This window comes from Streptomyces sp. ADMS (genome assembly GCF_033441795.1).
Lineage (GTDB): Bacteria > Actinomycetota > Actinomycetes > Streptomycetales > Streptomycetaceae > Streptomyces.
This window is the reverse complement of the sequence record NZ_JAVFVX010000012.1, coordinates 53,721-65,993: the sequence shown is the minus strand read 5'-3', so window position 1 is coordinate 65,993 and position 12,273 is coordinate 53,721. Positions and strand designations below refer to the sequence as shown.

The following is a 12,273-nucleotide window of genomic DNA, read 5'->3' as shown; positions in this document are numbered from 1 at the left end:
CCCTTTTTCGTCGTAGGGGACGGAGCACGGCGCCGACCGAGGCGGCACGGGTGCAGTTTGCAGGAAAGTGGCTTCCCGGGGGGGCGCAGCCTCGCCCGGCCGCGTCGTCCACGCGGGGCGGGATCCCCGGCCGTTCTGGCCGTCACCGCACGGGCACGCCCTCGTGCGGTTGCCGTACGTCGAGTACGGGCGGGAGGCTCGCCCCAAGCCGGCGTCCCGGCCGACTTAGAAAGCGCTTGTCCGGACATTGGCAGACCGAGTCCGAACCCGTCAATCCTTCGTCCGCGCCACCTCGGTCACGGTTTGGACTCCTCTGGCGACCGCGAGCCGCGCCGCGCCCACCACGGTGCCGAGATCACCGATCTGGCTGCTGACCACTTCGGTGGGCCAGCTCAGCCGCTCCAGCTCGGCCCGCACACCGGGCAGGAGCTGCGGAAACGCACCGGTGCTGCCACCCAGGACGAGCAGCCCGGGGTCCAGTACGGCGGTCACCGCCGCGGCCAGCCGGCCCACGTCCACTGCATGCCGGTCGACGATCGCGCGGGCCGTGGCGCCACCCTGTCCGGCCAGCGAGAACAGCTGTTCGGCGTTACGGGGGCACGAACCGTCGGATTCCGGCCAGACCTCGGCGGCCCGGCGCAGCAGGGAGCGGGCGCCGATGTACTCCTCCAGGGCCTCACGGCGGGGCTCCAGGCCGTCGTCCCAGGGGTAGGGCAGCCGGGCAAGCTCTCCGGCCGCCCCGTTGGCGCCTGCCAGCACGTGGCCCCCCACGACGATGCCGAGACCGATACCGACACCGATCCGCAGATAGCCGAAGGTGTGCCGGCCGCGTGCCGCGCCCTCGTGCAGCTCGGCGAGCGCGGCGCAGTTGACGTTGTTCTCGAGGTGGACGGGCACCCCGGGCGGCAGCGCCACGGCCACCGCGTCGAAAACGGGTCCCCCCTTGGCGGTCGCCGGACGCACGGTGCCCTCCTCGGCGCGCGCGGTGACGTCACCGACGGCCACGACGATGGTGCGCAGCGGAGCGTCGGCGGGGAGCGCGGACAGCGCTTCGCGCGCCACGTCGGCGGACTCCTCGCGGGAGCCGGTGGCCTCGGCCAGCAGGGTGCCGTCCAGGGCGCAGCCGCGCACCCGGGTCAGGGCGGGGCCGAGGTCGACGGCGAGTACGGAACCGGCCGCGGGACCGAGTCCGTACACGGCGGCGGAACGGCCCGTACCGCCGGAGGCGATCCCCGAGTGGGCGGCGAGCCCGGCGCTCTCCAGCTCCGCCACGGCGGAGGACACGGTCGGCTTCGACAGGCCCGCCAGACTCGCGAGCTGCGGCCGGGTAGCCGTGCCCGCCCCGGCCAGCACGGCGAACACCGCGCTCGCGCTCTCGGTCAGGCGAAGGGCCTTCGCCACGTCGTGTTCCACAGTCTCCCCAAGGTCGAGGGCCGCGCTCCCCCGGTAGCTCGACGTCGTGGGATGCGGCGATGGGATGCCCTGGTAACGCGTTTTCCCGCCGCGTTCCGTCCCCGGTCGGGACACCGCCGCGGTCGAGTGCGCGCTACCACTTGACACGCACTGTACTTCGTTAGTTAACTTCCTAACGAATGTCACGGAACTCGCCTGCCGTGTCCGCTCAGAGGCCCGTCCCGGGGCTTCCCTAGCTCTTCTGTACATCAGGTCTTCCCTGCTCCAGGCACGGTTCGCCCACCGTCGCAGCCACAGCGCAACGACGAAAGAGGATCCGTGCAGGACTCTCCCCTCCCGCGCCCGCTCGTCGTGGGCATCGACGTGGGCGGTACCAAGACGCACCTGCGCGCCTGCGCCGGGGACGATCTGATCGCCGATCACGTCCGCCCGAGCAGCGGCTGGCGGCCGCACGACCCCGTGGCCGCCGCCGGCTGGCTGGCCGCGCTGGTCGCCGGTGCCCTGCCCGCGGGCGCGCGCCCGTCCGCCGTCGCCGTGGGCGGACACGCCTGCGAGACACCCCGTCAGTGCGCCCAGATCCGCACCGCCCTGCATCTTCACTTCGACGCGCCCGCGTCGGTCGTCGGCGACGCCGAACTGCTCGTTCCCGCCGCCGGTCTGGACCGGGGCGTCGGCCTGGTCGCCGGCACCGGTTCCGTCGCGGTCGGCCGCCACGAGGACGGCACCCCCGTCCAGGTCGGCGGCTGGGGCGCGCTTGTCGGCGACGAGGGCGGCTCCGCCGGTCTCGTCCGCGAGGCCGTCCGCGCGGTGTGGGCGGCACACGACCGCGGCGAGGAACCCGACGTACTCGCCAAGGGACTTCTCGCCGCGTTCGATGTGCCCGAAGTGCCCGCGCTCGGCGGGGCACTGGAGGGCGCCACTTCTCCCTCCGCCGACTGGGGTCGGCACGCACCGGCCGTGTTCGCCGCCGCCGAGGCGGGCTCGTCGCTCGCCGGCACGGTGATCGCCGAGGGCGGCCGGTCGCTCGCCGCGCTCGTCGCCCGGCTCGCCGCGCGCGGTGTCCCGGTCGACGACGTCGTGGTCGCGGGCAGCACCGTCCTCGCCCAACCCGTCCTGTACGACGCCTTCGTGGCGTCGCTGGCCGAACGCGTGCCCCACGCCCGGCCGAGGCACCTCGACGTTCCGCCGGTCGAAGGGGCACTGGCGATGGCCCGTTCACTCGTATGACATGTGCCGGTCGCCGGACCAACTCCGGCCGGACACAACTCGCCCGTAGATCTTCGCTCGTATGCTCGGGAAAGCGCATTCACCGCTTGCGTCACGAGCGCACCACGAGCCGCAGTCACTCGCATCCCTCCCCGGCCTTACGGCCGTAGAACTCCAGAGAGGCAGATACATGCCGTCATCAGCCGGGCACCGCTCCCCCGCGTCGGTCCGTGAACACGCCCTGAACCGCCGAGGGTTCCTCAGGACGTCCCTGGCCGCGTCGGCCGGTCTGGTCGTGGCCCCGACCGCGATCACCTGGGCGAGCGTCGGCCAGGCGAACGCGGCGACGGCCGCGACGGCCGCCGCCGCGTTCGTCGACGACTACACGACCAACATCGTCGCGAACCAGACGCCCGAGACCAACGCGGTGATCAGGGCCCTCGGCGGCTTCGCCGAGGTGTGGAAGACCGGCGACGCCTGGAACACCGGCACTCCGCTGATGCCCGAGGTGCTGCGCGCCAACGTGCGCTACTGCGCCCGCATCACCCACGCGCGTACCGAGGCGCAGGCGAGGGAGGCGTTCGTCTACGACCGCCAGCACCAGAGCTACGCGATGATCGCCGCGCTGGGCCCGCTGGCCGACCTGTACAGGGCGGGTGCCAAGGCGGTCACGTCCATCACGGCGGCGCCGGAGACGACGCCCGCGACCCACATCAGCGACTCCGTCCCGGCGGACGCCCCCGCCGGATCGGCCCTCGGTGCGGGCTCGTACACCTCGGACCTCGGTCAGGTGGCCAGGCTGGTCGACACCGTGCGCGGCCCGTTCGCCTCCAGCAACCCTGCCAAGTACGCCTTCCAGTACCCGCGCCCGTGGCGCCTCAACGCGGACAGCGAGGTCGTCCCCACCGGTGCGACCGACGCCCTCGGCTACCCGGTGTACGAGTCCGACGTGGTCGTCGTCACGCAGCTGCTGCGGCAGCGCAGCACCAACCCGGCCGAGGACGGCGGCTTCCCCAGCGGCCACACCAACGCCTTCCACCTGGCGGCGCTGGCGTTCGCGTACGCGGTTCCGGAGCGCTTCCAGGAGATCGTGACGCGCGCCTTCGAGCTGAGCCACACCCGGATCATGTCGGGCATGCACTCCCCCGTGGACGTCCTGGGCGCCCGCGTCATGGCCACCGCTCTGGCCGCCGCCGCCCTCGCCGATCCGGCCAACGCCGGCCTCAAGGCCGCGGCGCGCGCCCAGGCTCTCGCCTACTTCCAGGCGCAGACCGGCACGACGGCGGACACCCTGTACGCCTACGCGCACTCGGCCGCCCCCGGCACCGACCCGTACGCCGACCGGTCCGCCAACGAGTGCGCGGTCAAGCCGCGGCTGACGTACATCCTCAACCGGAAGGGCCGCGACCATGCGCTGACCGTGCCGAAGGGCGCGGAGGTGCTGCTGGAGACGCGTCAGCCGTACCTCGACGCGGCGCAGCGACGTGCGGTGCTGCGCAGCACCGCGCTGCCCGCCGGGTACGTCCTGTTCGACGGGTTCGAGCAGTGGGGGCGGCTCAACCTGTTCGCCGCGGCGGACGGTTACGGGGCCTTCGAGTCCGACGTGACCGTCGCGCTCGATGCGGCGGCCGGCGGCTTCGGTGCGGCCGACAGCTGGCGCAACGACATCGACGGCCGGGGCGGACTGACCAAGAAGGGCACCGGCACGCTCACACTCACCGGGCACAACAGCTACCGGGGCGGGACGGTCCTCAAGGAGGGCACGCTGGTCTCCTCCTCGGCCCACGCGCTGGGCCACGGTGACGTCCGGGTGCTGGACGGGACGCTGCGGGTGACCGAGCCGGTCCAGCTGCACGGCACGTACACCCAGCAGTCGGGAACGCTGGCGGTCACGCTGCGCGCGGGCCGCCGCAAGGAGGTCGTGACGGTGACGCGGCGGGTGGTCCTGGAGAAGGGCAGCGTCCTGTCGCTGACCCTCGACGCCGAGAGGCCGCCGGCCGCGGGCAGCGTCGTCTCCGTCATCGAAGCTCCGGTGCTGCGTGGCCGGTTCGACCGTATCGAGCTGAACTCGGACAAGCTGCGCGCGGTACCCGTCTACACGGCTGACGGTCTGTCGGTACGACTCCTGAAGCGGTAATGCACGCTGCGGGGCGGGAGCTGATGCGAGAGTAGGGCCATGGCCCGGCTCCGGATCACTCCCGCCGCCGCGCGGTCGGTGTCGCCGCGGGGCGGACGATGACGCGCGACGGGCACACGGTTCTCGCCCCCGGGACTCCCCCCGAGGCTCCGGAGGAGGTGCTCCCCGGTGCCGCTGCCGCCGCGCCGGTGCCCCCGACCGGACGCGCGCGACTGTCCGCCCGTGCGAGACACCACCGGCGCCTGCTGGTCCCGCTCGCCGTGGCCGTCCTGCTCCTCCAGATGGCCGTGGCGATGGTCACCACTGCGGTCGGGCAGACGCCCACCATCGACGAGCCCGTGTACGTCGGCACGGCGGCCGTCTACCTCCGCGAGCACAGCCTGCGTCTCAACCCCGAGCACCCTCCCCTGGGCAAGCTGGTCATCGCCGCCGGAGTGGCCGCGGCCGACCCGCGCTTCGACCGGGGCCACGACGGCGACCAGAGCCACCTGGGCCGCCATTTGCTCTACGAGTCGGGCAACGACCCCTGGCGTCTGATGCTGTGGGCGCGCCTGCCGGTGATCGCGCTGACGCTGCTCTTCGGGCTGGTGGTGTTCACCTTCGGCCGTGAACTCGCCGGTGCGGTGGGCGGGTTGGGATCGCTCGCGCTGTACTCGTTCTCGCCGGACGTCGTCGCGCACGGCTCACTGGCCACGCTCGACGTACCGGCGGCCGGGTTCGTGCTGACGTCGGTGTGGCTGCTGTGGCGGGCGCGGCGACGGCCCCGCCTGTACCTCCCGCTCGCCGGAGCGGCGCTCGGGGCGGCCGTGGCCACGAAGATGAACACCCTCGCCGCCGTCCCCGTGCTGCTCCTGCTGGCCGGCCTGTCGGTGTGGCACGCCCGGCATACGGCGGCTCCGAGCCCGCGCGTGCGGCTGCTCGCGCGGGCTGTCGCGGGCGCGGCCCTGGTCGCGCTGGTCGCGGTGGCCGTCGTATGGGCGTCCTACCTAGCCGTCGACCCGCGGCTGCGCTGGACACCGGTGTCCGGCCAGGTGCCGGCCGTGCACGGGCTGCGGGGGCAGCTGGTCGGTCTGCTGCCGTTCCCGGAGGCCTTCCGCGACGGGCTGCGGACGCAGTTCGGCCTGGAGAACGCGCACTGGGAGGGCTTCCTCTTCGGGCGGCACTACGAGGGTTCCCTCTGGTACTACCTGCCGGCCGCGCTCCTGGTGAAGACGCCGCTCGGCATGCTCGCGCTGTGGACGGCGGGCACCGTCGCCTTTGTGACGGCCCATCGACTCCGGCCCGTCGCACCCTATTTGCTGCTTCCGGCGGCCGTACTGCTGGCCGCCGCCATGGGCGGGGAGCGGGACTTCGGGGTGCGGTACGCCATCTTCGTGCCGATGTTCGGGGCGGTGGCGGCGGTCGGTGTGCTCGCGCTGCGGCGGCGGTGGGCGCCCGCCCTGGCGGCCGGGCTGTTGGTGTTCGTGGCGGTCAGTTCGCTGCGGACGTTCCCGTTCTATCTGCCGTACGCCAACGAGGCGTTCGGCGGAACGGCGAGGACGCACGAGAGGCTGCACGACTCCAACGTCGACTGGGGCCAGGATCTCGGGCGGCTCGCGGACCGGCTGCGGGACCGGTACGCGGGTCAGCGGGTCTGGCTGGTCTACAAGGGCAGCGGCGTGCCGTCGTACTACGGGATCCACGCGTCCGATCCGCGCCGCCAGCCCGAACGGAAGGTGCGCGGGCTGCTGGTGGTGTCGGACTCGTCGGCCGCCAAGGCCGAGGGACGGCTGGCGCGGCTGATCCGCGACAGCCGCGAGGTCGACGAGGTCGGCCACTCGATCACGATCTTCCGCAGGTGAACGGTGGGCTATGTTGAGTCGCTGTGGGAGACGAACGAGGCACATCGGTGCCATCGCCGCAGCAGGCACGCGCCCAGGCATCCGCGATCACCTCGGGGAGGACGGCCCCCGAGGCGGAAGCGGCCCCGGCCTCCCGGCTGCGGGAGCTGTTCGACGGGCCCCGGCTCTCCCCCGGGCAACGGCGCATCGCGCAGTATCTGATCGAGCACATCACCGAGGCCGCGTTCCTGTCGATCACGGACCTGGCGGACCGGGTGGGCGTGAGCCAGCCGTCGGTGACCCGGTTCGCGGCGGCCGTCGGCTTCAGCGGCTACCCCGCGCTGCGCGAGAGGCTCCAGGCCATCGCGCTCAGCACCCTCGCGAGCGCGCCGGGCACGGCGGAGGAGAACCGGAGCAACGAACTGCAGGCGGCCGTGGACGCCGAGATCGCGAACCTGGAGAACCTGCGGCGCGACTTCGCCGACCCCGACCGGGTGATCGAGGTCGGCCGGAGCCTGTCGCGCTCGACTCCACTGACCGTGCTCGGGCTGCGCATCTCCGGTTCGCTGGCCGAGTACTTCGCCTACGCCGCCCGCCGTATCCACCCCGACGTACGGCTGGTGACCCGGGGCGGCAGTGTCGCCTACGACGCGCTCCTCCAGTCGCGGGAGGCCGGGGGAACCTGGGTGCTGGCCTTCTCGATGCCCCGGCACGCGCAGGAGACGCTCACCGCGGTGCGGGTCGCCCGGCGGGCCGGGCTGCGGGTGGCCCTGATCACCGACCTGGCCCTCGGCCCGCTGGCCGACGAGGCCGACGTCACCTTCGCCACCGGCACGGGTTCACGCCTGGTGTTCGACTCGTACGCCGGGCCGGCGGTGCTGTCGGCGGCGCTGCTCCAGGCCATGACGGACGCCGATCCCGAGCGGACGCAGGGGCGCCTGGAGGAGTACGAGCAGAGCGCCGACCTGCACCAGTTCTTCCTCCGGGACTGATTCCACCGCTTCCCTCCCCGCCAGGGACCTGCATGCCCGTATGGGGTTTCATCCCGTTTTGTGCATGAATTTTTTCATACTTCTTGCAAACCGAACGGCATATATAAATACTGCTCACGGATCGCTTCCCGGTGGGACTCCGGGACACGTTCCACGCCTGTACACCCGCTGCCGCCGTCTCCTACCCGCGTCGGCGCCGCGGGTGTCCGGACGGGTATCGCCTGCGCGAACGCCCGTTGCGGCCCCGGCCATCCCCTAGGCCGGGGCCGCTGAATCCCGTCGCACCACCCTGTCGACGCCGCACTCCCGGAGCGATGACCATGCCCCTGACGTCAACGATGACCACGCGGACCGGCCCGGACTGGCCGTGCCAGGTCAAGATTCCCGGCAGTTACGACTGGGAGCGCTCGGCGGTCAAGTGGCTGCGCGAGCTGGTGCCGACGCGCTACGCGGGCTACCCGACGCTGATCCGCCACCCCGTCCTGCTGGCCCGCCATGCGCACATCCAGGTCCAGCACGAGATCCGGGTCGCCCGTACGGCCCTCCAGACCGCCCGTGCCGACCTGCCCGGTCTCGGCCTGAGCGAGTCGGTCATCGAGCACACGATCAAGATGTACGCCGCCGAGGTGCTCCAGCTCCAGCACATCGCCCGCAGCATCCGCGCGGTCACCCAGGCCCTGGTCGACACCCACGCCGGGCGCTGAGCGCCGCGGGCGTTCAGAACGCCGTACGGGACTCCAGGTCCCTGCGTGTGTCGTCGCCGTAGACGCCGGTCTCGTCGCCGCGGATCCCGTACCAGAGCTGGAAGCGGGCCACGGCCTCGGTGAGGGCGGTGTCGTAACTGCCGCTCGTGGCACCGTTGTCGTAGACGTCCGGGATGCGCAGCAGACGTTCCTGGAGTTCGGTCACCTCGGCACCGCTGTCCCCCTCACGGAGGAAGCCGGCGCCGTCCGGGCCGGCCGCGGCCGGTGCCGACGGGGTGGGCGTGACGGAGGGCGCCGGCCGGACCTCCTCGCCCTCGGCGCTGCCCGGGAGCAGCAGGGCCGAGCCGAAGCCGACCAGGGCCGCCGCGGCCACGGCCACCGCTACGGCGGCGCGACGCAGGTTCGGGCCGAACCCGAAGCCGCTGTCGGCCCGTTCCGTCCGTCCGGCACGTCGGCGCCGGGTGACGGGCGGCAACTCCTGCGTCATGTCCTCGGCGCCGGGCGCCGGGCTGGGCAGGGGCACGGACTCGTAGCCCTCCGCCATTCCGGCCATCGCCTCGTCGTGCTCCCGCATGAGCTGCGCCAGCGCCTCGGTACGGCGGCGGCGCAGCACGCGCGTCGGCTCCAGGGTCCGGCGGTGTTCCGGCCTGCCCGGTCCAGGCGGTGTCGACACTCTGCTCCCCTTCCCTGCGTAGAACTCCACACGGCCGCGTACGGCGATGCCGTCGCTCCGTGGAGTGATACGCGTTCGGGGGCCACCGGGTTCAGCGCGGCGGGCGGAGGTGGTGGGGAGTGCGGCGCCCGTCGCTGCCGTCACCGCTGCCGCCACGCTCGACGAACCGGCCGAGGTGGTCCGGAGTCGGGCGCAGCAGGCCGTCGCGGACCGCGAGGGCGGTGGCCTCGGCGCGGGAGGCGGCGCCCGTCTTGCGGAGCAGGTGCTCGATGTGGCTGTGCACGGTCCGCGGGGACAGGAACAGGGCCTGGGCGATCGCCTGGTTGGTCTGGCCGGTGGCGGCACGCGTGAGCACTTCCAGCTCACGCGGGCTGAGCCCGTACGGCAGTTCCGTCGGCGTCTCGTGGACCAGTACCGCGACCGCGGGGCCGGTCAGACCGGGGGACGTGGTGTGCCGGTGCAGGGAGACGCGGTACCAGGTGCCGTCGAGCGGCCACAGCAGCCGCAGCCGTCGGCCGCCCGTCTCGGCGAAGGCGCGCAGCAGCGGACGGAACTCCTCGTCGGCCGCGACCCGGGCGCGCTCCCGCCCCGGCAGGTCGACGCTCCCGCTCTCGGCGACGAGGCTCGCCGCGCCCTCGGGGGGCAGTCCGTGCAGGTCGCCGGTGTGCGCCGTCGGGTCGGCGAGCGCTCCGAGCGCGGGGATGACGGAGGCGAGGAGGCGACGGGCCTCGGTGTCGTAGGCGCCCGGGTCGCGGGTGGAGAGGATGATCAGGCCGACGAGGCGTCCCTCGTGCCGGAGCGCTCCGGTCATGGCGTCGCGCAGGCCGGCCGGGCGGACCCGTTCGGCGTAGAACCAGCCGTGCCGGAAGCGCTGTCCGGGGTCGTCCGCGTCCTCGGAGATGGAGGGCGGCACGTCCTGTCTGACGACGTTGCGGTACCAGGGCGTGCCGACGAACTCGGCGGCCAGCGCCTGCGAGGTCTCGGCGGTGTAGCCGATGCCGGCGACCTGGATGTGCTCGCCGGTCAGCGGGTCGATGGACAGCAGGGTCGCCAGGTCGAGGGGCAGGGCCCGGCCGAGTTCGTCCAGGGCCTGGGCGCAGGCCGACATGGTGTCACGTTCGCGTGTGAGCATGCCGATGCGGGTGGCCGCCGCGATCTGGTGGTGGCTGAGCATGCGCGCCTCCGGGAGCTGCCCGGGAGTCATCCAGCAGCAAAGTCGTTTGACCCCTAACGGTAGGGCTGCCGCCGGTGCCGGGCAAGACGTTCACCACGACGTGACCGGATCGGTCCCGGCCCGGCCCGGCCCGGCCACCGCAGTGGATCCCGGTCGGGACCGGCTCGGTATTTGTACGGATGGTGCGGCGGAGCGCCGGGGTCTTGTCTGTTCGGCACAGCCGGTCCTACCGGCCGGCAGCGCCGCAAGCCCCTCGCAGCCCGTCCCCGACGGGCACGTCCCCCGGGAGAGCACCGCCATGACCACATCCCCGTTCACCGGCTCCGCGGCCTCGCGCAGACAGTTCCTCGCCTGGTCCGGCGGGGCCCTCGCCCTCGCCGCCGCCGGCTGTTCGGCGCCCGGCGGCGACTCGGCGTCATCGGGGCGGAAAGCGGCCGCCGGCAAGGGCTCCGGTGAGCCACTGACGAAGATCGGCCTGGACTACCCGTTCACCCAGCTCCCGCTCTACGCCACGCTGGTGAAGCTCTCCACTGCCGCCGCGAAGAAGCACGGCGTCTCCCTGCTCACGACCAGCGACGGCAGCAGCGCCGACACCCAGGCGACCAACCTCAACACCTGGGTCGCCCGCAAGACGCCCGCGATCGTGTCGTTCCCGATGGTGTTCGAGGCCGCCGAACCGATCGCCAGGGCCGCGCTGGACGCGGGCCTGATCTGGGTGACGTACGGCGGCACACTCGACAACCAGAGCGCCGACATCCGGTTCAGCTTCCGGGCGGGCGGCACGCTGCTCGGCGAGGCGGCGGCCAAGTGGGCGCTGGAGAACCTGGGCGGCAAGGGCAAGATCGCCTTCCTCACCGACAGCACGATCGAACTGGGACGCGAGCGCACCAAGGGCATGGTCGACGCCTTCACCAGACTGGCGCCGGGCGTCGACGTGGTCGCCGAGGAACAGGCCATCGACCCGGACACGGGCCTGACCAGGACCAAGGCGATCCTGGCCAAGCACCCCGACCTCAACCTGGTCCTCGGGGTCACGGACGCGGCGGCGTACGGCGGGTACAAGGCGCTGGAGCAGACGGGGCGGGCGCAGGACGACGCGAAGACGTTCGTCGGCGGGCAGGACGGCGCGGCGCCCTCGCTCCTCGCGATCAGGCAGGGCACGTTCTACCGCGCCTCCGCCGCCCTCGCCCCGCAGGACATCGCCAACGCCATCGTGGACGTGCCGCTCGCGGTCGCCGCGGGCGAGGCCGACCCCGGCGTGGAGGTACCGATCGCGCTCGTCGGTCCCAAGGACACGGCGAAGATCGACGCGCTGCTCGCCCAGAACGGCTAGGGGGCAGTCATGACCGAGGCGAGCCTCCGGATCCGCGGACTGACCAAGTCCTTCGGCGGGGTCCGGGCACTGGACGGCGTGGACCTGACCGTGCCGATGGGACAGGTCCACGCCTTGCTCGGCCACAACGGCGCCGGCAAGTCGACGCTCATCAAATGCCTGGGCGGGGCGTTCCCGCCGGACTCGGGCACGATCGAGGTCGGCGGACGGGCGTACGAGCGGCTGAGCCCGCGCGAGTCGATCGCGGCGGGTGTGGCGATCATCTTCCAGACACTGAGCGTGGTCGACGCGCTCACCGTCTCCGAGAACATCTTCCTCGGCCAGGAGTGGACCCGGTACGGCCGGATCGACCGCCGCGCCCAGGAAGAGGTCGCCTCCGGACTCCTGCAACGCGTGGCGGCGACCTGCTCACCCCGCGACCGGGTGGGCGAACTCCCCATGGGACAGCGCCAGTTGGTGGAGATCGCCAAGGCGCTCAGCCGCAGCGCCTCGGTCCTGGTCCTCGACGAGCCCACCGCCGCCCTCTCCACCGCCGAGAGCGACGCGCTGGCCGGGCGGGTCGAGGACCTGCGCGCGCAGGGACTGGCCATCGTCTACGTCACCCATCTGCTGGCGGAGGTCGAGCGACTCGCGGACGCGGTCACCGTGCTGCGGGACGGCCGCGTCGCCCACCACGCGGTGGGAGCGGGACAGCGCCGACGGGACCTGGTCGCCGCCATCGCCGGACGACCGGCCGGGGCGGTTGCCGAGGACCGGTCGACGGACTCCGGGACCACCGGGACCACCGGGACCACCGGGACCACCGGGACCACCGGGACCAC

The 12,273-nt window shown here is 72.9% G+C and carries 10 protein-coding genes; 7 read left to right on the top strand and 3 right to left on the bottom strand.

From position 1 onward, the window contains the following. Window positions 1-270: 270 nt before the first annotated feature. Window positions 271-1,401, bottom strand: a complete 1,131-nt coding sequence (locus RB628_RS08210) for an ROK family transcriptional regulator (protein ID WP_318319635.1) — start codon at window positions 1,399-1,401, stop codon at window positions 271-273. A 330-nt stretch (window positions 1,402-1,731) separates the two neighbouring features. Here RB628_RS08210 and RB628_RS08205 point away from each other — a divergent pair, with 330 nt between their 5' ends. The 5 genes from RB628_RS08205 to RB628_RS08185 all read left to right on the top strand — a co-directional run bounded on the left by RB628_RS08205 (window position 1,732) and on the right by RB628_RS08185 (window position 8,272). Then, window positions 1,732-2,640 carry an N-acetylglucosamine kinase gene (locus RB628_RS08205; RefSeq protein WP_318319634.1) on the top strand — a complete coding sequence of 303 codons (909 nt, stop codon included), beginning with the start codon at window positions 1,732-1,734 and terminating at the stop codon, window positions 2,638-2,640. Window positions 2,641-2,809: 169 nt separating this feature from the next. Then, window positions 2,810-4,756 carry a phosphatase PAP2 family protein gene (locus RB628_RS08200; RefSeq protein WP_318319633.1) on the top strand — a complete coding sequence of 649 codons (1,947 nt, stop codon included), beginning with the start codon at window positions 2,810-2,812 and terminating at the stop codon, window positions 4,754-4,756. Window positions 4,757-4,854: 98 nt separating this feature from the next. Further along, a complete protein-coding gene (locus RB628_RS08195; protein ID WP_318319632.1) occupies window positions 4,855-6,597 on the top strand; it encodes an ArnT family glycosyltransferase in 1,743 nt (580 codons plus the stop codon). Window positions 6,598-6,644: 47 nt separating this feature from the next. Then, complete coding sequence (locus tag RB628_RS08190; RefSeq protein ID WP_318319631.1) at window positions 6,645-7,568, top strand: MurR/RpiR family transcriptional regulator; 924 nt, start codon at window positions 6,645-6,647, stop codon at window positions 7,566-7,568. A 314-nt stretch (window positions 7,569-7,882) separates the two neighbouring features. After that, window positions 7,883-8,272, top strand: coding sequence for a hypothetical protein (locus RB628_RS08185; RefSeq protein WP_318319630.1), 390 nt, complete (start codon window positions 7,883-7,885; stop codon window positions 8,270-8,272). Between the two features lie 13 nt (window positions 8,273-8,285). On the opposite strand, the gene RB628_RS08180 is transcribed toward RB628_RS08185, so the two are convergent. Next, entirely contained in the window at window positions 8,286-8,945 is a 660-nt protein-coding gene (locus RB628_RS08180) for a peptidoglycan-binding domain-containing protein (protein ID WP_318319629.1), read from the bottom strand. A 91-nt stretch (window positions 8,946-9,036) separates the two neighbouring features. Beyond that, entirely contained in the window at window positions 9,037-10,119 is a 1,083-nt protein-coding gene (locus tag RB628_RS08175; RefSeq protein WP_318319691.1) for a helix-turn-helix transcriptional regulator, read from the bottom strand. Window positions 10,120-10,417: 298 nt separating this feature from the next. On the opposite strand from RB628_RS08175, the gene RB628_RS08170 reads away from it, so the two are divergent. Together RB628_RS08170 and RB628_RS08165 are read left to right on the top strand one after the other, a co-directional pair. Continuing rightward, window positions 10,418-11,452, top strand: a complete 1,035-nt coding sequence (locus RB628_RS08170; protein WP_318319628.1) for a sugar ABC transporter substrate-binding protein — start codon at window positions 10,418-10,420, stop codon at window positions 11,450-11,452. Window positions 11,453-11,461: 9 nt separating this feature from the next. Beyond that, window positions 11,462-12,273: ATP-binding cassette domain-containing protein (locus tag RB628_RS08165; RefSeq protein ID WP_318319627.1), on the top strand; the 812-nt coding region annotated here is incomplete at its 3' end.

Excerpts from the sequence above, each read along its gene's own strand:
- RB628_RS08200 (WP_318319633.1), top strand. The coding sequence starts at position 2,810 with ATGCCGTCATCAGCCGGGCACCGCTCCCCCGCGTCGGTCCGTGAACAC.
- RB628_RS08195 (WP_318319632.1), top strand. The coding sequence starts at position 4,855 with ATGACGCGCGACGGGCACACGGTTCTCGCCCCCGGGACTCCCCCCGAG.
- RB628_RS08185 (WP_318319630.1), top strand. The coding sequence starts at position 7,883 with ATGACCATGCCCCTGACGTCAACGATGACCACGCGGACCGGCCCGGAC.
- RB628_RS08175 (WP_318319691.1), bottom strand. The coding sequence starts at position 10,119 with ATGCTCAGCCACCACCAGATCGCGGCGGCCACCCGCATCGGCATGCTC.
- RB628_RS08170 (WP_318319628.1), top strand. The coding sequence starts at position 10,418 with ATGACCACATCCCCGTTCACCGGCTCCGCGGCCTCGCGCAGACAGTTC.